This is a genomic window from Candidatus Scalindua japonica, assembly GCF_002443295.1.
Lineage (GTDB): Bacteria > Planctomycetota > Brocadiia > Brocadiales > Scalinduaceae > Scalindua > Scalindua japonica.
The window spans coordinates 392,423-417,367 of sequence record NZ_BAOS01000004.1 but is presented as its reverse complement, the minus strand read 5'-3'; the positions used below and the strand labels follow the sequence as shown (position 1 = coordinate 417,367).

General features: G+C 38.0%; 31 protein-coding genes and 2 pseudogenes. 14 read left to right on the top strand and 19 right to left on the bottom strand.

What is annotated here, in order from left to right; all coding sequences use genetic code 11:
* Positions 1 to 43: 43 nt before the first annotated feature.
* Complete coding sequence (locus tag SCALIN_RS04185; protein WP_096892998.1) at positions 44 to 2,563, top strand: metallophosphoesterase family protein; 2,520 nt, start codon at positions 44 to 46, stop codon at positions 2,561 to 2,563.
* Positions 2,564 to 3,121: 558 nt separating this feature from the next.
* Here SCALIN_RS04185 and SCALIN_RS04180 read toward each other — a convergent pair.
* The 3 genes from SCALIN_RS04180 to SCALIN_RS04170 form a co-directional block, all read right to left on the bottom strand.
* A complete protein-coding gene (locus SCALIN_RS04180) occupies positions 3,122 to 3,388 on the bottom strand; it encodes a DUF2442 domain-containing protein (RefSeq protein ID WP_096892997.1) in 267 nt (88 codons plus the stop codon).
* Positions 3,369 to 3,614 (bottom strand): DUF4160 domain-containing protein, encoded by a 246-nt coding sequence (locus tag SCALIN_RS04175; protein WP_096892996.1) that lies wholly within the window; start codon positions 3,612 to 3,614, stop codon positions 3,369 to 3,371. The genes SCALIN_RS04180 and SCALIN_RS04175 overlap by 20 nt, the downstream gene beginning before the upstream one ends.
* A 114-nt stretch (positions 3,615 to 3,728) precedes the next feature.
* Complete coding sequence (locus SCALIN_RS04170; RefSeq protein ID WP_096892995.1) at positions 3,729 to 4,010, bottom strand: hypothetical protein; 282 nt, start codon at positions 4,008 to 4,010, stop codon at positions 3,729 to 3,731.
* Between the two features lie 849 nt (positions 4,011 to 4,859).
* Between SCALIN_RS04170 and SCALIN_RS04160 the strand changes: the two genes are divergently transcribed.
* Both SCALIN_RS04160 and SCALIN_RS04155 read left to right on the top strand, forming a co-directional pair.
* Positions 4,860 to 5,192 carry a nucleotidyltransferase domain-containing protein gene (locus SCALIN_RS04160; RefSeq protein WP_096892993.1) on the top strand — a complete coding sequence of 111 codons (333 nt, stop codon included), beginning with the start codon at positions 4,860 to 4,862 and terminating at the stop codon, positions 5,190 to 5,192.
* Positions 5,189 to 5,392 (top strand): HEPN domain-containing protein, encoded by a 204-nt coding sequence (locus SCALIN_RS04155; protein WP_096892992.1) that lies wholly within the window; start codon positions 5,189 to 5,191, stop codon positions 5,390 to 5,392. The genes SCALIN_RS04160 and SCALIN_RS04155 overlap by 4 nt, the downstream gene beginning before the upstream one ends.
* Before the next feature lie 297 nt (positions 5,393 to 5,689).
* Here the strand turns inward: SCALIN_RS04155 and SCALIN_RS04150 are convergent, their stop codons facing one another.
* Positions 5,690 to 6,319 carry a hypothetical protein gene (locus SCALIN_RS04150; protein ID WP_096892991.1) on the bottom strand — a complete coding sequence of 210 codons (630 nt, stop codon included), beginning with the start codon at positions 6,317 to 6,319 and terminating at the stop codon, positions 5,690 to 5,692.
* A gap of 45 nt (positions 6,320 to 6,364) precedes the next feature.
* Between SCALIN_RS04150 and SCALIN_RS04145 the strand changes: the two genes are divergently transcribed.
* The 10 genes and pseudogenes from SCALIN_RS04145 (at position 6,365) to SCALIN_RS04105 (ending at position 11,064) form a co-directional block, all read left to right on the top strand.
* Positions 6,365 to 6,679: a hypothetical protein gene (locus SCALIN_RS04145; RefSeq protein ID WP_162532139.1), complete on the top strand. Its 315-nt coding sequence runs from the start codon at positions 6,365 to 6,367 to the stop codon at positions 6,677 to 6,679.
* A 3-nt stretch (positions 6,680 to 6,682) separates the two neighbouring features.
* Positions 6,683 to 6,796, top strand: coding sequence for a BREX-1 system adenine-specific DNA-methyltransferase PglX (locus tag SCALIN_RS23020; RefSeq protein ID WP_230406551.1), 114 nt, complete (start codon positions 6,683 to 6,685; stop codon positions 6,794 to 6,796).
* Between the two features lie 445 nt (positions 6,797 to 7,241).
* A complete protein-coding gene (locus tag SCALIN_RS22560) occupies positions 7,242 to 7,526 on the top strand; it encodes a hypothetical protein (RefSeq protein ID WP_203415335.1) in 285 nt (94 codons plus the stop codon).
* Between the two features lie 22 nt (positions 7,527 to 7,548).
* Positions 7,549 to 8,139 (top strand): ATPase, encoded by a 591-nt coding sequence (locus SCALIN_RS04135; protein ID WP_096892989.1) that lies wholly within the window; start codon positions 7,549 to 7,551, stop codon positions 8,137 to 8,139.
* Positions 8,132 to 8,332 carry a hypothetical protein gene (locus SCALIN_RS04130; RefSeq protein WP_096892988.1) on the top strand — a complete coding sequence of 67 codons (201 nt, stop codon included), beginning with the start codon at positions 8,132 to 8,134 and terminating at the stop codon, positions 8,330 to 8,332. Before SCALIN_RS04135 ends, SCALIN_RS04130 begins: the two co-directional genes overlap by 8 nt.
* 142 nt (positions 8,333 to 8,474) lie before the next feature.
* Positions 8,475 to 8,621: pseudogene (locus SCALIN_RS04125) on the top strand (class I SAM-dependent DNA methyltransferase); the annotation flags it as partial.
* A 125-nt stretch (positions 8,622 to 8,746) separates the two neighbouring features.
* Positions 8,747 to 9,469, top strand: a pseudogene (locus SCALIN_RS23320) (DUF1016 N-terminal domain-containing protein).
* A gap of 5 nt (positions 9,470 to 9,474) precedes the next feature.
* A complete protein-coding gene (locus tag SCALIN_RS04110) occupies positions 9,475 to 10,494 on the top strand; it encodes an AAA family ATPase (RefSeq protein WP_203415332.1) in 1,020 nt (339 codons plus the stop codon).
* A gap of 4 nt (positions 10,495 to 10,498) precedes the next feature.
* Positions 10,499 to 10,687 (top strand): DUF4276 family protein, encoded by a 189-nt coding sequence (locus tag SCALIN_RS23015; RefSeq protein WP_230406550.1) that lies wholly within the window; start codon positions 10,499 to 10,501, stop codon positions 10,685 to 10,687.
* Positions 10,651 to 11,064, top strand: a complete 414-nt coding sequence (locus SCALIN_RS04105; RefSeq protein ID WP_230406555.1) for a DUF4276 family protein — start codon at positions 10,651 to 10,653, stop codon at positions 11,062 to 11,064. Before SCALIN_RS23015 ends, SCALIN_RS04105 begins: the two co-directional genes overlap by 37 nt.
* 150 nt (positions 11,065 to 11,214) lie before the next feature.
* On the opposite strand, the gene SCALIN_RS04100 is transcribed toward SCALIN_RS04105, so the two are convergent.
* The 6 genes from SCALIN_RS04100 to SCALIN_RS04080 form a co-directional block, all read right to left on the bottom strand.
* A complete protein-coding gene (locus SCALIN_RS04100) occupies positions 11,215 to 11,544 on the bottom strand; it encodes a zonular occludens toxin domain-containing protein (RefSeq protein WP_096892983.1) in 330 nt (109 codons plus the stop codon).
* 110 nt (positions 11,545 to 11,654) lie between these two features.
* The gene (locus SCALIN_RS04095; RefSeq protein ID WP_096892982.1) at positions 11,655 to 11,876 is read right to left on the bottom strand and encodes a type II toxin-antitoxin system HicA family toxin; all 222 of its coding nucleotides are present in this window, start codon (positions 11,874 to 11,876) and stop codon (positions 11,655 to 11,657) included.
* Positions 11,876 to 12,076 carry a type II toxin-antitoxin system HicB family antitoxin gene (locus SCALIN_RS04090; RefSeq protein WP_096892981.1) on the bottom strand — a complete coding sequence of 67 codons (201 nt, stop codon included), beginning with the start codon at positions 12,074 to 12,076 and terminating at the stop codon, positions 11,876 to 11,878. Before SCALIN_RS04090 ends, SCALIN_RS04095 begins: the two co-directional genes overlap by 1 nt.
* Positions 12,077 to 12,170: 94 nt before the next feature.
* Positions 12,171 to 12,380, bottom strand: coding sequence for a hypothetical protein (locus SCALIN_RS04085; protein ID WP_096892980.1), 210 nt, complete (start codon positions 12,378 to 12,380; stop codon positions 12,171 to 12,173).
* A 217-nt stretch (positions 12,381 to 12,597) separates the two neighbouring features.
* Positions 12,598 to 12,723 (bottom strand): hypothetical protein, encoded by a 126-nt coding sequence (locus SCALIN_RS23315; RefSeq protein WP_261340986.1) that lies wholly within the window; start codon positions 12,721 to 12,723, stop codon positions 12,598 to 12,600.
* Positions 12,724 to 12,762: 39 nt separating this feature from the next.
* Positions 12,763 to 13,122 carry a hypothetical protein gene (locus SCALIN_RS04080; RefSeq protein WP_096892979.1) on the bottom strand — a complete coding sequence of 120 codons (360 nt, stop codon included), beginning with the start codon at positions 13,120 to 13,122 and terminating at the stop codon, positions 12,763 to 12,765.
* Between the two features lie 598 nt (positions 13,123 to 13,720).
* Here SCALIN_RS04080 and SCALIN_RS04075 point away from each other — a divergent pair.
* Complete coding sequence (locus SCALIN_RS04075) at positions 13,721 to 15,088, top strand: TatD family hydrolase (protein ID WP_096892978.1); 1,368 nt, start codon at positions 13,721 to 13,723, stop codon at positions 15,086 to 15,088.
* Between the two features lie 82 nt (positions 15,089 to 15,170).
* Here the strand turns inward: SCALIN_RS04075 and SCALIN_RS04070 are convergent, their stop codons facing one another.
* From SCALIN_RS04070 to SCALIN_RS04030, 9 genes are all read right to left on the bottom strand, one after another.
* Positions 15,171 to 16,148 (bottom strand): tRNA dihydrouridine synthase, encoded by a 978-nt coding sequence (locus tag SCALIN_RS04070; RefSeq protein ID WP_096892977.1) that lies wholly within the window; start codon positions 16,146 to 16,148, stop codon positions 15,171 to 15,173.
* Positions 16,149 to 16,286: 138 nt separating this feature from the next.
* The gene (gene hydG, locus SCALIN_RS04065; RefSeq protein WP_096892976.1) at positions 16,287 to 17,663 is read right to left on the bottom strand and encodes a [FeFe] hydrogenase H-cluster radical SAM maturase HydG; all 1,377 of its coding nucleotides are present in this window, start codon (positions 17,661 to 17,663) and stop codon (positions 16,287 to 16,289) included.
* A gap of 149 nt (positions 17,664 to 17,812) precedes the next feature.
* On the bottom strand, positions 17,813 to 19,108 hold the full coding sequence (hydE, locus tag SCALIN_RS04060) for a [FeFe] hydrogenase H-cluster radical SAM maturase HydE (protein WP_096892975.1): 1,296 nt from the start codon (positions 19,106 to 19,108) through the stop codon (positions 17,813 to 17,815).
* Between the two features lie 275 nt (positions 19,109 to 19,383).
* A complete protein-coding gene (locus SCALIN_RS04055; RefSeq protein ID WP_096892974.1) occupies positions 19,384 to 19,884 on the bottom strand; it encodes a hypothetical protein in 501 nt (166 codons plus the stop codon).
* A gap of 50 nt (positions 19,885 to 19,934) precedes the next feature.
* Positions 19,935 to 20,924, bottom strand: a complete 990-nt coding sequence (locus SCALIN_RS04050; protein ID WP_096892973.1) for an ornithine cyclodeaminase family protein — start codon at positions 20,922 to 20,924, stop codon at positions 19,935 to 19,937.
* A 324-nt stretch (positions 20,925 to 21,248) separates the two neighbouring features.
* Positions 21,249 to 22,607, bottom strand: coding sequence for a sensor histidine kinase (locus SCALIN_RS04045; RefSeq protein ID WP_096892972.1), 1,359 nt, complete (start codon positions 22,605 to 22,607; stop codon positions 21,249 to 21,251).
* A 55-nt stretch (positions 22,608 to 22,662) separates the two neighbouring features.
* Entirely contained in the window at positions 22,663 to 23,076 is a 414-nt protein-coding gene (locus tag SCALIN_RS04040) for a response regulator transcription factor (protein ID WP_096892971.1), read from the bottom strand.
* 71 nt (positions 23,077 to 23,147) lie between these two features.
* A complete protein-coding gene (locus SCALIN_RS04035) occupies positions 23,148 to 23,630 on the bottom strand; it encodes a HyaD/HybD family hydrogenase maturation endopeptidase (protein WP_096892970.1) in 483 nt (160 codons plus the stop codon).
* The gene (locus SCALIN_RS04030) at positions 23,623 to 24,918 is read right to left on the bottom strand and encodes a Ni/Fe hydrogenase subunit alpha (RefSeq protein WP_096892969.1); all 1,296 of its coding nucleotides are present in this window, start codon (positions 24,916 to 24,918) and stop codon (positions 23,623 to 23,625) included. Before SCALIN_RS04030 ends, SCALIN_RS04035 begins: the two co-directional genes overlap by 8 nt.
* Positions 24,919 to 24,945: the final 27 nt, after the last annotated feature.

Genomic DNA, 24,945 nt, shown 5'->3' with positions numbered 1-24,945 from the left:
TAAAAAATCGATTAATTAGGCAACTTGGTAATAGGAGAATATAATGAACAGGTTTGGAATCATACAGTTATCAGATTTACAATTCGGAAGCAAGCATCGATTCGGTAACCCTTCAAATATTTACGATGCCCTTTCAATTGATATTAATTATTTATCTGAAAAATTCAATTTTCAAACACTTTATTTGTTGTTAACAGGCGATATTACTGAAACTGGACATGCCGATGAATTCAATGAAGCAATTAAGGCAATAGATTTATTGTCTAAAAAAATAGCGGTGGATCAAAGATCAATTTTGTGTGTACCAGGAAACCATGACATAAACTGGAAACTTTCAGTAGTTGCAAGCGAAGTAGGCGATTCGAATTTGAAATATAACAATTACAATAAATTTACTTCAACGATATGCAATACCCAATCTCAATTACAATCTGACAAATATGAAAGGTATTTTGACCATAGAATTGGGGTAGAGATATTGCTATTGAATAGTTGTGAAATTGAAGACCACGAAACTCATATTGGATATATTGATAAAACAAAATTATTGGAGACCTTAAAACTGTACCAAAATTCCGATTGTTCTGATTATACAAAAATTTGTATTTCTCACCATAGAATTGAACCTGGCGCAACAAGTATTCCGTCTATTATTAGAAATTCCGATGAGATTGAAACAATATTAATAGAAAATGGTTATAGCATCGCACTAACCGGGCATATACATGCAAATAAATGCAAATTGGTTACACAAGAGGAAAAAACTATAATTTACTCAGGCGCCGGGTCTGCAGGCGTTGATAAAGCTCAGCGTGAGGATGGCATACCTAATCAATACACCGTACATGTTATCGACTCCCATAATAAAAAAATCGAATCATTTTGGAGATCATATAGCCCAACCAAAAGAACAAAATTCGGGTTAGGTGCGTGGACTGAAGATGTTTCCTTTCGAAACAACCCCATGTATTTTGACTTGCCCAAGATAATCAATTTTAATGATTTTTCCGCAAATAATTCAGAGGATCTATCTTTATTAAAGAAGTATAGTATCAAAAGTAACCCATTTACAATTAGCAATGCCGAAAAAATATCCGCAAGTCAAATCATTAAGTTATTTGTGTCTAGTGAGGGACGAAATAAAGGAGCAGTTAGACCTACAGGAGATGCAATAATAAGGGGAAGTCGTGGCTCAGGCAAGACAATGCTCCTAAGATATTTAGACGTGTTAGGTCAAGTTAATTTTGATGAGAATTTTGCAAATAAAAAGGTAAGTGAATCATTTCCAGTATTAGTAAATATCTCCTTAATTCATAATTCTGAATGGAAAAGCTCATCAATAGCATTAATAGAATCAGCAGAAAAATTAATCTTTGAGTCTGTCATAAAATGCCTTAATGATAAGAATAATGCACTTAATTCATTAGAGTTTAAAAATTCATTATTTAAATTAAAACAAAAGCTAAACGTATTAAAAAACCAGGAGGGTAGCCTCATATGGAAATTAGGCGTTGCAATAAAAGAACATATGTCCAACTATTTCACTCATGTTCTATTATTAATTGATGAAGTCGCGCCTGTATTCCCTAAAGAATTTTTTATGGATTCAGTAAATGGGTTTTTAAGATGGATGAACTCAATTCGCAATAGTGGCCCCTTTTTCACTCGAATCGCGGTGTATCCTAATGACATGTCTGATATACTAAACGAGGAAAGATTTGGTACTGTTATTAATTTAGATTACAACATAAAAAATGAAGAAGAATATCAAGCTTATAGAAATTATTGTATTGAATTGGTTAACAAATATTTAAAAATTGTTTCACAAAACAAATTAAATCCCTCCACGGTTGATAGCATAATTAATCTAAAAGACTCGGGCGAAGAAGATAGTTTAGAACAATTAATCTACGCATCAGACGGCTCATCAAGACGCTTTACAAGCCTAATGGATAAATGCTTAACATCAAATAGATGGAGAGCTGATCATTTATTTGATAAAAATGATATTTATGAAATAATAAGTGAGTTCTCAAATAATTTATTTTCTAGCTATGATTTAACCGAAAAAGAAATTGCAACTTCTTTAGCAAAAGCTTGCCGAAAACAAATTACATATAGATTTAGATTACCAAATTTAACGGGATTGGTTAATTCGTTACATGCAAAAAATGAAGAATTAAATATAGTAAAAATTGCTGAAATTGGAAGAGGTACTCGTGGAACTATATACGAATTTACATACCCATTTTGCATTTCAATGGATATACAGACTCATCATTTAAAGGATACAAAGAGAATTTGTACTAGTAGAGATCGTACTACGGGAGAATGGATATCACAAGTAACAAAAATAACAAGAGATCAACTAGATTATTTAAACAAAGAGCCTAGATTGGATGGCGTGATAATAGAAGTTGACGACGATATTGTTGTTATCACCGATCTTCTTTCAAAAAAAGAATTTGTTTCGGAATCATTTGGAGGCAATTTAAAAATTGGTGATCGAGTTTCCTTTATACCAGTGCAAACCATTGCATCGGATATTATTAAATCAAAATAAAATGAGCATAGATCAGGATCAAGCCTAATCTATTGAAAAAAATTGTTTTTATTTAAATGTAGAAACCAACTTTAACAACTATAAATTTTCAATTTTTATATCATCACTTATATTTTTTTTATCAGTACAAGCAATCTTCACTTTTTTTAATCCTTTAGGAGTCTGAACAATATAGTGACCGTCAATAACGTTAAGAAGAAGTGCCTACCCGCCTGACTAGCCTTTCGGGCAGGAAGTGTGAAGTGAACTAAAGTGACTAAAGATAAAGGCTTATTTTGGTCAATTGTTATTTGTCAGTAGTCAGTAGTCATTAGTTTCTATCTGTGGCTATATTTGTCATTTTTCAATTTTTTCAAGCTTGATGTAATCGATCTCAACCCTGTGTCCTGTATACCACTCAAAGCGTTAAATAAGAGCTAAAATGGGTCTACAGGTAAGGTGCAAGAAGTGAGCAGGGACAAACTAACCTATTGACAAATCAAAGAGGGTAGAGAGTATTAATAACGTGTGTAAATTAGAGTAGTGATGGAAGATTATGAAGGTTTGGCCAACACTTTTTTAAATCTTATTTTTGTAATATGTCAGGTCTTTATAACCTAACAATAGTCCTGAAACGCTAATATCCTCATCAATCTCTTCCCAGTGGAGTCCTGTCCCACCACCACTCATTTCATATTTGCCTCTTTGTTCTGGCGTTGCATTAAGTAAACGAGGAAAATATACAAGTGGAATTGATAGTTGCCTTCCATCCATGAGACCAACCCACATATTTTCATTATCAAACCATACCTTTTTTGCAGAAGCTTCAAATGTTAAAGTGCTCATTCCATTTATCCTTAATCATATTTTTGTTTTCTTCTATATTACTTTTAAACTCATTCAATTCTTTACTGTTAAATCCGTAGTTACTGGCTAAAGATATGATAGGTTCAATCCAGAATTTTGCTCTGTTTGGTCCTTTGCGAACATGAATATGAATTGCCTCAAGTGGAACTCCTTCATTTGAGAAAAAATGAAACCTGCATCCTTTCCATTCGAATACTTTAGGCATTAATTCATTCTATCTGCTAATATAAAATTTCAAATATCATAATTAATATAATTTTCTGACTTTCAAAATCATAGATTAATAAAGAACTGAAATCAATAAAAATATTAAAGGTAACTAAGGGTCAATTTTTATCATTGATAGTTTCGCTTCTATACGAGATAGAAGTCTTTTGAGATCTCTATCTTTTTGAATCTTATTCCTCAATCTCTTTCTACTCACACTTACCGTGCTGTAGTCGATATCAAATATATCTCCTATTTCCCGTCCCTTGAGCCCACCTATCCTATATAACAAATCCATTGTTATATGCCTTTTATCTCCCCTCTCTTCTTTTATCGCTTCAATACTGCTACCTGTTTCTTTTTCAACAGCATTTATTATCTCATCTCTGGCCACATATTTCTGTAACCTTCCTAAAGTCGGGATACCTGAACATCATCAATAACAGTAGCAGAAGTCCGAATATTGTGTTTATTCATATTGTGAAAGATTTTTATGAAGCCAAAGCAGAAGGTTAATCCTCCCCGGACAAAAAACGCCGAGGACTTTCCCCGGACAAAAGGCCCCGAGGACAAGGCACATAATACCAAACCAACAAAAATCAGAATATGTTTAAATGGAATGCTTTTGATTTTTTCACCCTCACCTATTATCATTGAACGGTACATTCCAAAGACCTTGTGATCCTGTTTTATTCTTTTTGTCTTAAAGCATTCATCAACGGAATAATACTTATAGGTAAAGCTCTTGCCGATCGAATTTGAACGTCGTACCGCCTTTATTACGTACTCAGCAAACTTATCTAATGTAGTTTCACTCGAAGACGCGAAGCGCACAAAGGATAAAGAAAAATGTAGAATACGCCTGTATAATTACAACCGGGGAAAGTAAATGAAACTCTATGTTCTTTGAGGCTCTATCACTCTTAGAGGAGTGATCAGGGTCATAACCACTTTATTGATGAAACGAGGCAATCCATCTTAGAAAAACTGGAGAATGATGAGTTCAATACAAGCTCATTATGTATGGCATTGATTCGGCAGACAAGAGTGGTGATTTTGAATTTTCAACCAAAGGAACAAAATATTACAAACTTTAATAACAGACAGAAAAAAGACATTTTTTTCCTTATGATAAACTAAGGAATGTTCGGTATGATTTAATTGAAGGTGGAATACGGTTACATATGAGTGCGGAGAAAACTTTTTAGTTAAAAAATTTTATAATATTGTTATCATATGAAACATGGAAAGAACGATAAAGAAAAAGGATCTGGAAATAGTTGAAAAATTTAGAGAACTTGTATCACAGAAAGTAAAAGTACATGAACTTCGGGTATTCGGCTCTCGTGCCAGGGGTGATGCTGTTGCCGAATCGGACCTTGATGTTCTTGTTGTTGTTGTAAACGATCTTGACCATTTGATAGAAAGATATATTAGCGACTGCGCATGGGAAGCAGGCTTTCCAGAAGATATTGTTGTTATGCCTGTTGCTATAAGTATAGATGCTATAAAAAACAGTCCTATACGGAAATCGGTCTTCATTAGAAAAGTCTATCATGAAGGAATTGCCGTATGAAAGATATAAAAGCGCTTATACAGTACCGGTTGAAAGAGGCTGACGAATCCTTGAAGGAAGCAGAGGTACTTCTAAAAGAAGGCATGAGCATGCGCGCGGTAATGAATAGGATGTATTATGCAATGTTTTATGCTGTATTGGCTCTTTTACAACAGAAGCAAATAGCAACGACAAAACATTCAGGCGCAATTTCTATTTAATAAAACTAAAGAGCATCTGCTTGGCAATATGCAATGAAAAAAGATAAAAGTCAAAAAGAGAAGCGATGAGAATTTGTTTCTGAACTTTCTACAAAAGTCATAACAAGGTAAACATCCAGAATTGAGCCAGCTATAATGGAGGCACACTATACCTGGTTAATTGACTTATAGAAAACAGGGTTATAAAACTATAATCTTTCCATTTTTTATTTCATCACTTACAGCACTTACATTAAATATCGTTCCAGTAAAATCCATATACACCACCTTTCATAAAACTAAAAAAATATAACCGGCTCAGGTAGTTACCAAATCCACATGTAAAAAAGCCTCTTGAGACTTACGAATTATCATTTCATTAGATACTATTTCAATCAATCCAATCCTTACTGCTTCAAGAGCATATCTGACCAATTTACTGTTAACACCTGACTTCTGAAAACTCTTGTGAACGACTTCTTCTATAGTTACTAATGTCTCATATTGATCTTCCTCTTCAGGTGTGAGTTCATCCATTTTATTGCTGCTTGTGCCATCTGTATCGTCCTCTTTTTTACGTCCAAAGCAGTTTCCAAACTTTGTAACCATTCTTTTACCCTTCATATCAACAATAATCTCTTTTAGCCTGTCATCCTCAATATCAAGGCCAAATTTCATAGAGTACTTTGAGATTTCTTTTCCGTATCCTTCCGTTACCGGCCTGATATCTGAGATTGTGCCAAGACCAACTTTCATAAGAACATGCTCAAGGTCTTTTTTTAGCGGGTCTAGAAAATAACCATTATCTGTAAGTCGCATATTTTCAACCTTACGGTCTACAGCCAGATCAACGAGCATATGAGAGTGAACATGCCTGCCGGTTAATGTGTCATTTGTTACTCCGATTTTGTTAATCTTGCACTTGCTTTTAAATACATTTTTCTTCATAATACTCTCCTCACTTAATGGGTGATGGATTTTGTTTTCTTGAAAATGTATTATAACAAATTGCTATTGCCTTTTAAGTGGGTTTTAAGTCTTTTTAGCAAATACAAATCGCTCAACTTAGGTATTAATATCAATAATTTAGTAATTGAAGCAATACATTATAGCCAGCAAGATTGGATTTTTTTTGAAACTTCATGGGTTTTTGAGGAATTTCCTATACTTACAAACACCTTGAAAGGAACAACCGTACATGAAAGTTATTCAAATTGGAAAAAACAATGTAAAGATTGTATTGCTACGATGAAAGAACTGGAAGAAGAAAATAACCGTCTTTTAATAGAAGTCTATGGCTTGCAGTAAGAATTGGCTCCAGATGTGCCGGAAGAGGAAATTACGCTCTTTGTCAACCCGACGTATCGTTATGGGACAGGCTATTCTGAAGAAAAGCTTGAAAAACGATTCAGGGAGGATACCTAAAAGAACTTATCAGCTATGCCATAGGCTGTAGATGGGAAGATATTGATTAGACCAAAAAGAGCTAGTATATGCTCATGAAGAAAACAAAGATTTTGATCACGAGAAATATAAGACATTTCCGGCAGATGATGGTGGAATTATTCCAATCACTGATCATGAGTGGTTTGATGACGATGCGGCCTGCCGTTTTTTCAGATTCATTGAGACAACATGGGACAAAGATACATTAGAAGACAATCTGGAGTTTATTGCAGATGCAATCGGGCGAAAAACAAATGAATCATCACGGGATTCTATTCGTAGATATTTTGTAAATGGATTCTTTAAGGATCATCTGAAAACCTACAAGAAACGGCCTATCTACTGGCTGTTTACCAGCGGGAAGGAAAAGGCATTTCAGGCCCTGGTATATCTGCATCGCTATAATGGGAGCACATTATCCCGTATGCGTACAGAATACTTGCCATTACAGAGCAAGATAACTACACGCATGGAACATCTAGAGAAAGATAAGGATCATGCCGCATCCACAAGTGCAGCAAATAAGATCCAGAAAGAGATTGGAAGACTCAGGAAGCAGAAAGAGGAGATCCTTAAATTCGATGAAAATCTCCATCACTATGCGGATAAAAAGATATCGCTTGACCTCGATGATGGGGTAAAGGTAAATTACGGCAAATTCGGCGATCTTCTGGCAGAAGTAAAGGCAGTAACCGGGAAGAAACAGTGAATAAAATAGGATGTGATATCTAATGACTGAACAGCGACCACATGTTATTGTTATTGGTGGGCCAAACGGCGCGGGGAAATCGACAACTGCTCCGGCATTGCTCAAAGGCACTCTTGGCGTGACTGAATTTGTAAATGCTGATACAATTGCTGAGGGGCTTTCTGCTTTTTATCCTGAAGGCGCTGCGTTTCATGCCGGCCGTGTCATGCTGGAGCGGATACATATTCTTGCAAAAGAGTATAGGCATTTCGCCTTCGAAACAACATTGGCCAGCCGCACCTTTGCCCCATGGTTAGAGGAGCTTAGAAAGAAGGGCTATGTTTGCCATCTTGTATTTCTCTGGCTTCCAAGTGAGGAGTTTGCAATAGCACGGGTCGCTGAAAGAGTTCGTATGGGCGGGCATAATGTGCCTGAAGAAATAATAAGAAGAAGATATACGAAAGGCATGAGGAACTTTTTCGGGCTTTACACGCCACTGGCGGATACATGGAGAGTATATGACAATTCATTTCAATCTGGACCTGTATTAATTGCCAGAGGGGGAGAAAATATTAAAGAAAATATTTATAATCTTGATTTGTGGAATGTAATGAGAAAGAAATATTATGAATAAAACAAATAAAAATATCAATGAATTATTTCATAATGGCACTGAAATAGACGAGGCTTTACAACAAGCGGTAAAAGAGGCTCTATTACAGCATAAAAAGGCAGGAAACACTATTGTATCATGGGAAAAAGATAAGATGGTCTGGATTCAACCGGAAGATATTGTTGTAGACGTCAAACAGGACGTTAAACCTTGATTAGTGATTAAGGATAGATATGTGTATTTACAATAATCGGTATTTCAGGAATTTCTATACGGTGTACTCGGAACGTTCTCCTGAAATTCGCCACATTGGATGTGGCGGATAGGATGCAAAATACATGCTTTACCTGCCAGGAGAAGAGGAACTCCTTAATTTTGATGAAAATATCCATCACTATGCAGATAAAAAGATATCGCTTGATCTAGATGACGGAGTAAAGGTAAATTACGGCAGATTCAGTGACCTTCTGGCAGAAGTAAAAGCTGTAACCGGGAAGAGATAACAGGGTTTATTCTGAGTAATTGCCATTTATCATACAAAGGATAAAGATATGAGAGGTATCTTAAAAGAGGTGTAAAATGTTAAAGATGCGTTTGCATAAGACTCAACAGGCAGGGAGGAAGTGGAATGAGTGAAGTTGTCGGCACAGGGCTCTATGAGAAGATAAAGTGTATCGTAGATGAAGCCAGGAAAAAGGTGAACAGGGTGGTTAGCTCTGCAATGGTTGACGCCTACTGGAATATCGGATGTCTTATTGTGGAAGAGGAGCAAAAAGGGGAAAAAAGAGCCGAATATGGCGCTAAATTATTAAAAACACTTTCCGTCAGGCTTTCCAGAGAACTTGGCAAAGGTTTTGACATCAGTAACCTGAAAAGAATGCGGTAATTCTATTGTTTGTTTCCAATTGGTGCCGCAGTGAGGCGCCAATTACCTGTCTGCGTGCAACGCACAGGCAGGTCAGAAAAACCCGAAAAAGGTGCTTCGTTGAGGCACTTTTCTGACAAACAGGAGAAATCTCCGTCTACAAGCACACAAGGAATTGTCATCGCACTGCGGAAAGAATTGACATGGACTCATTATAAATTATTAATCCGTGTTGAGAATGAAGATGCCAGACTCTGGTACATGAATGAAGCAGCAGACTGCAATTGGTCGACAAGAGCCCTGGAACGGCAGATTAATTCTCTCTATTATGAACGTTTACTCTCCAGTCAGGATAAAAAGCCTGTGAAAGAAGAGGCAAAATCAAACATCTCTCAGCTCCAGATACGCCCGGAGGATGTTTTAAAAGACCCCTATGTTCTCGAATTTCTCAATCTGCGTGACAGAAGTTCAGAGATCCTGACCTGAAATCCTTGAATATCCTTATCGGTTCCAATGGAGCGGGAAAATCAAATTTTGTAGGGGTTTTTAAATTTCTAAACCAGGTAATTAAAGAAAATCTTCAAAACTATACCGCTGCATCCGGAGGTGCGGACAGCATACTCTATTTTGGTCGAAAGACCTCAGAAGAGATGTCCTTCACGTTGTCTTTTGAAGATGGAGTTAATGGTTATGAATGTAATTTTTCTCCAACTCCTGAAGACAATTTCTATTTCAGTAATGAGAATACCTGGTTCCATGATAAACAACATTATTCCAAGCCTTATAATGAAAATATGGGAAGTGGACATTTGGAATCCGAAATTCCAGGTAGCAAAAAACGTGTAGCGCAGTATGTTTCAGATTATCTCAATAGTTGGAGATTATACCATTTTCACGATACCAGTGATAGCGCCAAGGTAAAACAGACCTGTAATATTGCGGACAATACAACATTGCAACCTGATGCGAGAAATCTAGCAGCCTTTTTATACCTGCTTGAAAAAAAACATCCTGATCATTTTGAAAATATTCAGGATGCGGTACGTATGGTGGCTCCTTTTTTCGATCGTTTTAATCTGCATCCTTCACAACTCAATGAGGATAAAATCCGTATTGAGTGGAAGGAAAAAGGAAGTGATGATTATTTTAATGCATCAGCGTTATCAGATGGGACCTTACGTTTCATATGTCTTGCAACATTTTTACTCCAGCCAGAATCAAAATTGCCGTCTATCATATTACTGGATGAACCGGAATTAGGATTGCACCCCTACGCTATTACCGTTTTAGCCGATTTATTACGATCAACCTCGAAATGTGCTCAAATCATAGTTGCTACTCAGTCGGTTACACTGGTAAACCAGTTTGAACCGGAAGATATTGTTGTTGTTGATAGAGAGAAAGGACAAAGTGTATTCGATCGTCTCGATAGACCGGATATGACAGGCTGGCTTGAGGAATATGGGCTTGGTGATCTTTGGGAGAAGAACGTGTTAGGAGGACGACCATAAAATCATGAAGAAAGCCCTGGTTCTCTTAGAAGGACAGACGGAAGAGGCTTTTGTCAAAAGAGTCCTTCAGGAACATCTTCTAAAATACAATGTGTCGTTAATACCAACTATCGTTTCAACAAAACGGGTAAAGAGTGGCTCGGATTTAAGGGTGGAATTGTATCTTATAAGAAGGTCCGTGGGGATATTCTAAGGTTGCTTAATGACACCAGTGCGGCACTTGTTACAACAATGATTGATCTTTATGGTTTGCTCGATGATTTCCCAGGACGCAGTGAAGCAAGAGGTACACCACAGGAGAAAGTACGGTTTATTGAAGATGAGTTTAGAGTGGATATTGATAATCGTCGTTTTCATGGATATTTATCTTTACATGAATTCGAAGGTCTCCTGTTTAGTGCTCCACACATAATCGCCAAAACATTGAATGCACAAAATCGGGAAAATGAGATTAATAGAATTAGAAATTCTTTCTCCTCTCCCGAAGAAATTAATGATAATCCTGAAACAGCACCATCAAAGCGCCTTCTTGATATTTTCCCTAGATACAACAAGGTTTTTTATGGCTAAACTATTGCACATCGTATAGGTATTAATACGATCCGTTCTGAATGCCATCACTTTAATAACTGGATGACTGTTCTGGAAGATTTAGGGGAAAAGGATTAAGTCTACAATTTCTCAATCTTTAACTCATCATTTACATTTTTAATATCTGATTTAATAATCTTCACCTTCACCTATTATCATTGAACGGTACATTCCAAAGACCTTTTGATCCTGTTTTATTCTTTTTGTCTTAAAGCATTCATCACCGGAATAAAACTTATAGGTAAAACTCTTACCAATAGAATTAGAACCCCGTACCGCTTTTATTACGTACTCAGCCAACTGTTGCAGTTCTCTTGCCAGACAACGGACGTCCTGGGTTATCAAATAGATATCACAGCCCAAATGACGATGCATCTGGAAGAAAAAGGAACACATTAACATCATAAAACTTACGATGAAAATAGTTGCCACTCTGGAGCCAGGATTATATCTGGTCAATTGATAAACATTTTCTCAAATTGAAAGCAGCAGGATATATGTATAGATTATGTGGAAATAGATGAATTGATTATTGAAAACTACTGATATGAATAATGGTTGCAAAGTGTTCAAAGATCATTAAATGCCTTTATTGTCAGATCTGCCTGACGAATCAATTTGCGCAGCAGCCCAGGGCCAAGTTCTTTGTGTTGAGGAATAGACCATGTCCATTGATAACCAATTTTTGTCATCATTACATGGGAGCCTTTTTGACGGACAACAGTCCAGCCAGTTTTGTGAAATTTTCGGACAGCCTCAGAACCTGAACAAAGTGATAGCTTTTCTCCCATTATACCGTCACTTCAACAAATCGTGCGGAATCTACGGAATGTTTAGATTCCATTACTTCAAGCCATCCTTCTATGGCCTCCTTAATGTTGATAACGGCTTCTTCATGAGTTCTTCCTTGAGAAAAACAGCCTGGTAGTGCCGGGACATCTGCTACATAATAGCCTGCTTCATCCTGGTCAATTATTACGTGCAGTTTCATGCAAATTCCTTTTTAAGATATTTGTGTAATTTAGATTTAAAATCTTATCATATAGATTATGTACTGTCAAATATGGAAAGTAAGCGCAAATAAATTAATTTACTAATTCTCCCGCAGACACCAAGAACCCCAAGTGAAATAATTTCAGATTCCACAAGGCAGGCGGAAAAGGGTTTTGCTTTAGGAGCCCGGGAACCCAGGAGTCTAATTCATCAGACCATGTATAATAAGATTTTAATACATGGTTAACTGCATAGTAAGCCTTACCGGAGTCTATTTTGCCTTGAATTAATCGAATAGCCATTTTATATTTTCCTCACGAATTTAAGTCCCTGATTTTCTTATTTGTTGAGTTTTCCATTAAACCGCCAAGAGCGCAAAGAAAATCTAAAGTATTAAAAGAAGAAATGTTGTCAAAAGAAATCATAGGCGCTGCCCCGCCAAACGACATGTCGGGCAGGAATCGAAGTTCATCACCTGCTTAGAGCAGGGTTGCCTGCCTTACCGGTGTCAGGCAGGTTTCAAGCTTTGCGCTCTTTGCGGCTTTGCGGTGAACAATTACTCATAACCTTTAATCCAACACCTTTCTCTCCTGCACTTACAGCGCTTACAACCATTCCATTATATATCGTTCCAGTAAAATCCATACACACCACCTTTCATAAAACTGAAAAAAAATAACCGGATCAGGTAGTTACCAAATCCACATGTAAAAAAGCCTCTTGAGACTTACGAATTATCATTTCATTAGATACTATTTCGATTAAACCAATCCTTACGGCTTCAAGAGCATATCTGACCAATTTACTGTTAACACCTGACTTCTGAAAATTCATATGAACGACTTCTTCTATAGTTCCTAATGTCTCATATTGATCTTCCTCTTCCAGTGTGAATTGATCCATTTCATTGCTACTTGTACCGTCTGTATCGTCCTCTTTTTTACGTCCAAAGCAGTTTCCAAACTTTGAAACCATTCTTTTTCCCTTCATATCAACAATAATCTCTTTTAGCCTGTCATCCTTAATATCAAGGCCAAATTTCATAGAGTACTTTGAGATTTCCTTTCATTCTTCACTGTGGATTTACACATAATTTCACCTCCAAAACAGCCAAAAACAGCCAAATGGTAAATACTGTTATTTCAACAACTTAAAAAATCGGGTGCCAATTGCTTCTTAGTATCAAGTCTAAGGCTCTTGCTCGAAAACAGGCCAAAATGAAACCAAAAAAAACCAGTGTTTACGCTCGCTTGGTGGGCGTGCTCAACACTGGTTTTTTAGTTGATATATTATTAATTTTAACTAAGCTATATGTGTTGTTTTTTATCATTGGTGAATGGTAATAACAATTCGGAAGGCATGAGTTGCCGCTTATGTCTTCTTTTTTTTGTAATAATAAAAATTAATACTATGTTTCAGATTTCAAGTACATAAAGCAAAAACATAAAAAAGCAAAACGAGGTTTTCTGTAATTCCACTGTAGTCAGATTGTAGTCAAAATGTAGTCAAACCGACATTAATCAGCAGGACACAACAGGAATCACCAGAAAAAAACATAAATCATAAGTTATTACATAATAATGTGATAGCGACATAACAGATACTAAATCAAGCACATACATAAATTTAAAAAAAGGCTAAAATGATAATTGATACACATGCACATCTGGATTTTCCGGATTTTAAAGATGATATTGACGTTGTAATTAAGCGAGCGGAAGAAGTTGGTGTTGAATACATTATTAATGTTGGAACAAGTGTCGGTACAAGTGTAAAGTCGCTTGAACTGGCAAAAAATTATGATCATATCTATGCAAGTGTAGGCATACATCCTAATGCGGCATCGAATGTATCAACAGATGACTGGTTGCGGTTGGAAGCGTTGGCTGTGGAAGACAAGGTCGTTGCTATTGGAGAGACCGGCCTTGACTACTATCGTGATCGTAGTAAGAAGGAAGATCAGCAGCGTCTGTTCCTTAAGCATATTGAACTGGCGGAGAGGCATCACCTGCCGGTTATTATTCATAATAGAGAAGCGAGTGAAGATTGCCTGGAAATTGTTCGTCAGTATAGCGGCAGGGTGAATGGCGTAATCCACTGTTTTGCCGGCAGTAAAGATGACGCAAAGGAGTTTCTTGAACACGGTTTTTACATTTCATTTGCCGGCCCAATAACTTTTCCTAAAGCTGAAAATTTAAGAGAAGCGTTAAAGGCTGTCCCTGTTGAGAAATTACTTCTTGAAACAGATTGTCCCTTTCTGGCCCCACAGCCGAAAAGAGGCAAAAGGAACGAACCCTCTTATCTTCAATGCACCATTCCGGTACTTGCGGAATTATATAAATTGTCTGAAGAGGATATTAAGAGAATTACATCTCTCAACGCAATGACTCTGTTTGGTATTGGACACAGTGAAGCAGAGCCGGAGATTGCATATGTTATAAGAAACTCTCTCTATCTGAATATTACCAGCCGATGTCCTAACAAATGTATCTTCTGTTCCAGAGAGACCGCTCCATATGTAAAAGGCCACTATCTTGGTACTGATAATGAGCCAACGGTTGATGCCTTGAAAGATGCTATTGGAGACCCTTCAGGTTATGAAGAGGTGGTGTTCTGTGGCTTTGGAGAATCCACCGAACGTCTGGATGTATTAAAGGAGATCGCCGGATATTTGAAAGAGAAGGGTTCCAAAGTGAGGCTGGATACAAATGGCCTTGGAGATCTGATCAACGGCAGATCTATCTGTGAAGAGCTGAATGGGTTAATAGACACAATTTGTATCAGTTTGAATACCAATATTGAGGAAGAGTATCAGAAGCTGTGTCATTCAGAATATGACGGTCAGGCATATCCTGCCCTGATATCCTTTATAAAAAAAGCACGAGATCACATACCTGATGTAATGGTTTCAATAGTGGGCATGCCCGGCATTGACGTTGAGGCGTGCAGAAAGATAGCTGAAGACCTGGGTGTTCGTTTCCGGGTAAGGGAATATAATAATGTTGGGTAGAATTTAAATAATAGTTTATGGATTGCAGAATTCAGAAATTTTATCTCACTTTTAACTTTAGATAATTTAGATACGTTTAATTCTACCCCACCCCATACCATTTCTTGACAGCAGCGTATATTTCATCCCTGCTCTTTGCTGCTATCAGATCTGCCTGTACTAATTTACGCTGTGGGTGATGTTTGCTGTATCCAACCGCGAACTTGCGGAAATATCTTACACTCTTTAGCATCGGGCGGGTTTCCGCTATCATTTCATAGTGTTTCAGGTACACCTCTCCCTGCTCTGTCAGTTGCGGTATTTCCGGCTTTGGCCTGCCTTTCCATAATGCGCGTGTTTCATTAAATATCCAGGGGTTACCGATAGCGCCTCTTGCTATGATCACTCCATCAAGACCACTGCTCTTTAGCCTTTCGACAATTGTTTCCGCGTCCATTAAGTCTCCGCTTCCAATGATCGTTGTCTGAGGAAACCGGCTTTTCGCTTCTGATAATACTTCCCAGTCTCCTTTGTTACGATAAAGCTCTTTGACAGACCTGCCGTGGATGACTAAAGCGTCGACTCCTTCAGCAATTGCACCTTTGCATATCTGCCAGAACTTATCCATTGATTCCTGGCTCTTGTCAAAACCTGCACGAAGTTTGATTGTGAGAGGGCAGGAAACTGAACTTCTTACAAATCGAACAATCTTAATTGCAGTTTCAGGATCTTTCAGTAGATATCCACCACTTTGACGTCTGAGCACTTTAGGGGCCGGGCAGGCAAAGTTAAGATCGATCAGGCCAAACCCGACGTTTACAAATGCAGAGGCCGCTTCTGCCATTACATCCGGGTCTCCACCGAGTATCTGCGCTCCTACCAGGCCTTCATCATCCCCGGGCTGGAAAAACAGTCTGTTGAAGGCTTTTTTGTGGAGTGCTATTTTAGCGAGGATCACGCCTGTATAAGTTAACGGTGCGCCATACTTATGGGCCAATACCCGCATAGCCCTGTCTGTGTATCCGCTTAAAGGTGCCTGATAAAATGGTACATCCAGGCTGATATTACCAAGTCTTAACATTATTTTATTTAATTCTTAAATTATGAAATCAATTTGTTAGTTGCAAATTAACATTATATAGGCCCTGATCTCTTGTAATAATTATACTTTGAGATATCCATACTACAGTTTTTCTTATTGACAGATTTGTGAAACATACTAAAAATAGAGGTCTCTTTTTCCCTGCTTGAGGGATTTCATCTTACCTGATGCTATCTGTCTGACTTTTGGATCAGAAATTTTACTGATCTCTGAGGATATGAGGTCCTTCATTTTTCCGGCAAGTTTCGGGTTATAGTCCAGAAGGTATTCCTCAAATGTAAGAAGTGCATTAGGCTGGCAGAAATCTTTAATCTCTCCGGGTTTGGCCAGGTCCATGAAACTTTCACCGGTCCTTCCGGTACGATAGCAGGAAGTGCAGAAACTTGGAATAAACCCTCTGGTTGCAATTTCTTCTATAACATCCGATAGAGACCGTTCGTCCGATATACTGAATTGGCCATCTGCTTTTTTATTACTGCTGTAGCTGCCGGGTAATGTCTTTGAACCGGCTGATATCTGTGACACGCCAAGATAAATAAGTTCATTTCGTAAAACTGCGTTCTCTCGTGTAGAAAGTATAATACCGGTATAGGGGACTGCAAGACGGAGGACAGCAATTATCTTCTTAAGATCACTATCTGATACCGGGCAGGGGGGATAAGATGCTATGTCAGAACCGTCTGCCGGTTCGATTCTCGGAACAGAAATAGTATGAGGGCCTACCCCGAATTCTTTTTCAAGATGCATAGCGTGATACAACAGTGCCAGCACCTCAAATTTGAAGTTGTACAGGCCAAACAACGCTCCTATTCCGATATCATCTATTCCGGCTCTCTGAGCAAGATCGCATGCGTAAAGACGTTTTAAATAGTCGGATTTTGGGCCGGATGTGTGCATTTGTTTGTATGTCTCTCTGTGATATGTTTCCTGGAATGATTGATATGTTCCTATGCCGGTGTTCTTAAGTCTCTTAAAATCGATCACTTCCATTGGTGCCACATTGATGTTAACCCTCCTTATGCCACCGTTACCTTCCTTTGTGTCGTAAACGGTTTTTATCGCGTCTTGTAAATAATCAATATTAACGCCAGTGTCCTCTGCGGCAACAATAAGGAGTCTTTTGTGTCCCTGTGAAATCAATGCCCTGGTCTCCTCGCGTATTTCGTGTACATTTAAAATTCGGGTTTCCGCTCTTAAGTTTTCTCTGCGGAAACCACAATAGAGACAGTTATTAACGCATCTGTCAGATAGATAGAGAGGCGCGAATAAAACAAGGCGATTTCCGTATATTGAATCCTTAATCTGTTTAGCAGTTTCAAATACTCTGTCCAATATAACCTTCTCTTCACAATTGAGAAGGATGGCAGACTCTACAGGGTCAAGTCCTTTTAATTCTAAGGACTTATTAATTATGGTCTCAACACGTTGGGTGGAAGGGCTTTGTGCCTGTTCCAGAATATCAAATATTTTGTCTTCATTAATAAAATTATTCATATACCTGAATCCTTAGCCGCTATTGCATGGTGGATTAATCGAAACGCATCTACATCTATTCTTTCAGTTTTAAAATATGAGTTTTTTGTGGACTCGGCCAGAGGACCTTAATCCACACTGCAAAAAAATCTTCTAAGTATGTCATATCTCTAAATACCCAAATCAGTAGGGGCTCTCCCGATACTTTTAAGTAGTTGAAGCGCGTCTGCAATCTGTTTCTCAACTGATACATCAACTGTTGCCCTGTTGGGGTAGATATCGTAGAATCCAACGTAATCTTTTGGTGTAAGGTTCAGCATGATTGAATTTGCGCCACTCATCAGGGCTTGTCGACGTGCCTGTGGATTAATAGACTCAAGGGCTGTAGTTACAAGGATTTTTCCATATGGATCAATAAGCCGTAAGACAGACAGTGCCTTAAGTATATATTCGGTATCCGGCGTATTATAGTCGGAAAGCGGTGTATCAGGATGTGGTATAAATGGACCAAAAGAGTACATATCACAACCCAGCTCCTTAGCAAACATAAAATCATCAATAACACTCTCAGCCTTCTGTCCGGGAAGACCTATCAGGCTTCCACTGGCAATAATGTATCCTATATCTTTAAACAGCTTAAGATACCTGGTCCTCTCCTTCAAAGATGAATGAGGGTGTAGTTGTGAATAGAGAGTGCTGTCAGAGGTTTCAAATCTAAACAGGGCGGCCTTTGCGCCTGCATCAAATGCCTCGCGATAAAATCTATCTTCTCTTTCTCCTAAACTCAGGAATATAAAAACTGGAAAGTTTCTCCTGATATCTTTGATTAGTTTGAGAATTTTGTCCGAGCTATATGATGTGTCCTCACCCGATTGCAAGACGAGTCCCTTAAAGCCAAAACGTTTTACAGCGTCCGCAACTACTTCAAGAATTTCTCCAGTGTCAAGGCTGTAACGTTTAAGTGTCGAGTTTTCAGAATTAATGCCGCAGTATGTACATTTACAAACACATGTGTTTGAAAACTCAATAATCCCGTGAACACAGCATGCATTGTCCAAAAACTTTTGACGTATAAAGTTGGCTGATTTGTGCAACAGATCTATTTCATCTGGGTCTTCGCACAAAAGTAATCTTAACGCCTCTTTACGAGATATTAATTTGCCATATGTTGCTTTATCAATAACCTTCAGAAAATCCTTATCCAGGTCAGGTTTGTCATTATACAGTTTAGATAGCCGTACGTCTGTCTTCTTAAGCTCAAAGAACAGCTCCTTCCATGTCTCCAGTATCTCCTCAGCAAGTTTTTCATCTATTTTCTCTACTACAAATCCACCTTGCGCGTATACATAATCACCCACCTGGAGGTCATAGAAGTCATTCCTGGCCTTCCTCTCCTCACCAAAATAATCTACAGTAATCAGATTCCCTGTAATATTCTTTACGTTTCCGGGTATTGCGTAACACATGACATCAATTTAATTTAAACATATTCACATAGTACCATTCATTCTCAAGAATAACATTTTTTTTGTATTATTGTAATTAATTAATTAATCGGTACAGAAAACCCCCAGCTATGCCGGTAATCGTTAAGTTAAAAGGGTGTTCAGACGATTGTCATGATTTAATAGATGCTGGGTGGTATGGAAAAAGCAGCATTTTACTTGTCTGTGTTTTTACACTTATCTTTCGCTGTGTTATTGATCAAGAGGAAGTAGTTTTATGAATTTTTTCTAAATGTTCAGTCCTCTGTAATTATCAGTCGCTTACCGGCAAATGTATTACTAAAGGTCTTGATCGGGATTGCTAAAGGGTCAAGAGGGTCTACTCCGGCAGGGAACAGCTTGCCGGAAAACTCACCGGATACTCGCTGATATGTTTTATCGAACTCTACGGTGAAGGTGAATCGCGACGATCCGACATCATCCTGCAGGAGTGAAAAATTAAGTGTTCTGGCGGTAATTTCTCTTTTTCCTGTCTTCTTCCATACACCCTGTTGGTTGCTGAATTTCTTGTCTAACTGATATGAATGAATGCCAAACCAGCAGCCATCCGAAGTGATTGTTACAAACCGGGAACCTCCATCATCAGCCTCTGTCAATAGATAAGTTCCGGCAATTACCCCACCGAAGGTAGAATCATTATTATAGGCTCCCGTTTCATTTGTAAATAAGATACCGAGAAGCAGGAATGCTGAAAAAATAGCCGGAGTATAAAACAAGAGAACTCTTTTGTGATTCATTGTCTTCTCTTCAATTCTTGATGTGTTTATTACCAATAAAATATATTCTTTTAGAACATATTAATACTCTTTGGTCTCTTCTGTTTCTTCATAAGCGCATTATACACAACGTACGCTGTAGAAATATCCTGGATAGCTAATCCGGTTGAATCAAATAAGGTTATTTCATCATCTGATGTTCTGCCTTTTTTCTTACCGGCAATAATCTCTCCAATTTCTGCATAAATGTCTTTTTTATTTAATTTGCCCCTGGAAATGGGAGCATTAATTTCTCCGGAGTGTGATGCCTGCTGCCATTCGTCTATAACAATCTTACAGGATTTAGTCAGGGCTGTTTCCAGTTCCTGTTTTCCTTTGGCATCAGCGCCAATACCATTAATGTGTGTACCCGGACCAATCCATGATTTCCTGATAATCGGTTTTCTCACGGGTGTAGTAGCAGTAACAATGTCCGCTCCACGGCACGCTTTTTTGCCGTCAGGCTCAGTGAGAAATGAAACCCTGGGGTATACCTTTGACATCTTCTTACAGAACCTGTCCATAGACTCATTGGAACGTGAGTATACACGTACTTCTTTAAGTTTTCTTGTTAGCATGATATGGTGCAATTGAGTATAAGCCTGTGCTCCTGCACCAATCAAGGCCATAACTTTGCTGTCCTTTCTAGATAGGTACTTTGTAGCGACACCGCCTGAGGCGCCTGTACGCATGTTTGTAATGTGCGTACCGTCTAATACTGCGATATTAAACCCATTCTTTGGGTCTGTCAGTAGAATAGTAGCCATGACTGTTGGTAAGCCAAACTTATTGTGATTATCAGGATGGACATTAACCGATTTAATTCCGGCTATCTTCATACTTGTAGTGTTAATGTATGCCGGCATCGAGCGCAAGTCACCATCTTTGAATATCAGGTATGATTTTGGTGGTTGGCAAGTTTTGCCCTGGCCGAAAGCTTTGAACGCGGTCTCAACTGTTTTTAGGGAGAGTGGATATGTCAACACGGACTCCACTTCTTTTGCGGTAATTAAATATGTCATGGCGTAATGGATAATAAATAACTTTTTTTAATCAGAATTAATTTTAACTTACAATACCATAAAAAGCAGATAGATTATAATAATATTTTATTAACTTTACTAAATATCAGTAGCGTCCGGTTAGGTTTTTGTTTATAGCAATTTATTGCTCCAATACTGTCATTCCCGTATGCTTTAAGCGGGAATCCAGATTGAACGAACCACCTGGATACCCGATAAAGGAATTCGGGTATGACAAAAAACGGTGTTTGTAAAAACCTAACCGGACGCTACTGACTAAATATAGCAGTGTAATAATATTCCTTAAGTATATGCATATCTGTGCTAATGCTGATCATTAACAGAAAACGAAACAGTGAAGGTTGTTCCTTTTTCTAATGTACTCTGCGCATCAATATCGCCGCCATATCTTTTGACAAGACTATTGACTATCGGAAGTCCTAATCCCGTACCGTCATGCTCAATATCCTTTGCATTTTCAGCTCTATAAAACTCATCAAAGATCTTATCTAAGTCCTCTTCAGGTATGCCAATTCCAGTATCAGATATTGTAACAATAATTTCTTTTCCTGTCATTCTGCTGTCAATATTTATTTTACCTCCTCTTTCTGTGTACTTTATTGCGTTATCAATAAGATTTGTCATGATAATATCCAGATCATCCCTGTCTACATTCAGGTATGAAGGTTTCAAATCGGAATTTATTGATATTTCTATACCCTTATTCTTAGACTTCTCCTGCATCAGATGGAGCGTTCCCTGCAATGACTCATTTACATCTACCGGTCCTATCTCTTTTTCACTCGGTTTTTCTCTTTTCCCACTAACTAAATCAAGCAGATCATTAACAAGCGTTAATAGAAAACCTGTCCTTTTTTCAGACCTGGCAATTAACTCTCTGGCTTTTTGTGGAACCTCTCCGGCATAACCCTCTTCGATTGACTTTAATAGACTCTGAATCGCGCTTAGTGGAGATCTGAGTTCGTGTGTAACTTTGTATGTGAATTCACTCTTCTCTCTGTCTACCAGTTCCAACTTATTGTATGCATCAGTTATACTATCTTTAAGGAAAATAATTTCATTCTCTCTCTTCCTTAGACGCTTATTGACAGATGTTGCCAGGTATGCGGAAATGTATAAAGACGTAATACTGAAGAATATTACTGACAGGAGATAAAGACCATTATTATAAACAGGAACCGGGAAAAGTTCTTTAATATGAATATGAGGGAGAATGTGGAAATATTCCAGAATTGAAAGAGAGATTATTAATAACACTGCAAATCCAGTCTGAAGATAGCACTCCTTTTTTGACAACAGGATAGACGCAATAATTACATGAAATATAAAGTAGAAGATTACGGGGCTTTCAATACCTCCTGTGAAATGTACAAGGGATATCAGGGCTATCCAGTCTACAGAAATCTGTATATTAGCAAAACGTTCATATGATTTTACCTGTTTCTGGAAATAGAAACAGACAAATGTAAACATCATAATGCAAAACGTAATAGTGAGTATTGATGTAAGAGGCAGTTTGATATTCAAGATAAATCTGGCAAATACAGAGGTGATGCATATCATAACTGCCATAATCCAACGAAGATTTATAAATCTTGAAAGGCTTTCAACCAACTCTTTTTCCTGTGAGGATTTTTCCGGTGAATGAATATTATGCGGCATGGAGACTTGCCTCCCTGAATATATAAATCTGATTTAATGTAAACTCGTGACAAATCTACTCTTTTACTGCTAGATATTCTGCAGCTCGTTCCAACAGATCCTTTGGCTGGACCGGCTTTTCGATAAAACCATCAACCGGCAAGAAGGTATCATCATTGTCAGGTGAAAAGCTCATACCCTTTTTTTGAGATATGGCAGTTATCATCAGTATCGGGATGTTTCTGCAATCTTTATATTCGGAATCCGGTTCTTCACTCTTTAATTCATATGCCACATGAAACCCTGCTGTATCGTTCTCCATCATTACGTCAAGAATTATTAAATCAGGAACTTCCTCTTTTGCTCTCTGCAGTCCATCTTTACCGCTACTTGCAGAAATTACGTTATAACCATTTGCCTCAAGGGGCATCCTCATCGCCTCAACGATATCCGGATCATCATCAATTATCAGTATTTTTTTATTTCTCATATATGTCAGCTCCTTCCTCCCATTCGAGAGGAGTACATACTCTGGAATCCTCTCGAATGGGAGGATAATTGCTAAACAGACGATGCACGGCAAACGTCTTTAATTTCTTTAAGTACAGAATTAATTATATCAGGCATTGCATCAGACAATTCTTTTGAAAGAATAGTACCGTAATCAATTATCTTTGGTTGAATACCCACTATTTGTATTTCAGGGGGATTATCAAGGAATTCTGTCATTTTTATTACTTCCAGGATATCAGTATCATGCAACGAATATTTTTTCTTTCGGTAGAGTGATTTTACCTCTTCTGATTTAAATGAGATAATAGTCCCGGGAGACTTGCCTGTTTCAATTGCGTCAATAAATATTACTTTGTCAGCTCCCTGCATGAGATCGATAAGTTTGAACCCTCCAGTACCTCCATCATATATTGTGACATTCCTGTGAAGAACACATCTCTCTAATTCATTGATTGTGTGGATGCCGATACCTTCATCCATGAGTAATAGATTACCTATTCCAATAACTACTATTCTCTTCTCATCATTCATTTACAAATTTTACCTTCATCAAATGTGTCGCACATGAGATGCATGGGTCATAAGCCCTTACAAGCATCTCTATGTCAAGAATTATATCATCCTTTGGCTGATCCAGTATATTTGGAATAAGAGATCTTAAGTCATTTTCTATATTTGCCAGGTTCTGGCTGGTTGGAATGATATAGTTGGCATAGGTAATCTTTCCATTATCATCTATTTTGTGCTCATGGTACAATGTACCTCTGGGTGCTTCTGTAGCGCCTACACCATGCCCTGATTCAGTTGCCAGTTCTACCTTCTCGTCTTTCAGATTACTTGAGAGAAGATCATCAATTATACTGACACTGTCTTCAAGACAGTGTACTGTTTCTACGACCTGAGCAATATTATTCATATAAGGGTTGTAGCAGGGGTGTTTTAATCCCATCTCCTCAGCAGCTTCTTTGGCCTTTGGGTGCAGTTGTTCATAGTTGTTGTTAATTCTTGCAAGAGCTCCTACCATATATGATTTTCTATTGGACCTTGCGTGTTTTGCTGTTGAGTGCGGAACTATAAACTCTTTGACTTTGTCAAGATAGTTCGCGGGTTCTGTTTCATCGTTATTATCACTGGATTTAATATTGCCGTCATAAAGGGCATATTCGTCAGGATTGGTAAGTGAAATATACTCTGTTTCTCTTTCATATTCAGGTGTCTCCAGGTTTTTAAAGAATTCTATCGATTCTTCTATGTCCTGCCTTGATCCCTCTATTTTCTTTTTAAACTCGGCCAGAGATTTGAGATCAGGGCTTTTTGAGAAACAGCCTACTTTCAGCGTAATAGGGTGGATATGCCGGCCCCCGACCAATGCACACAGTTCATTTGCGATGGTTTTAATTCGCATGCCTCTTAATACAACTTCTTTATTGTCTTTTACCATACCAAATACACTGCCAACTCTAAAGAAGTCCGGTGCTGTCAGGAAATAAACATGGAGAATATGGCTCTGTATGTATTCAGCATTAAGCAATAGTTTCCTTAGCTGTATTGTATGTTGCGATGGTTTGAAACCGAGTGCGGATTCAATGGCCTTTATTGATGTTGTGGTATGAGTAACAGCACAAATGCCGCAGATGCGTGAGGTTATATGTGCTACTTCTTTATAAGACCTGCCAAGCGCCATCGCCTCAAAAAACCGCGGCGACTCAACGATATCCATCCGGAGTTCTCTGATCTCTCCTTCCTTAACGTCGATTATTATATTTCCGTGTCCTTCGACTCTCGTTATGTGTTCAATACCTACGTGAAAATCATGCATGAAAATTTAGCTCCCTTAACTACTTGT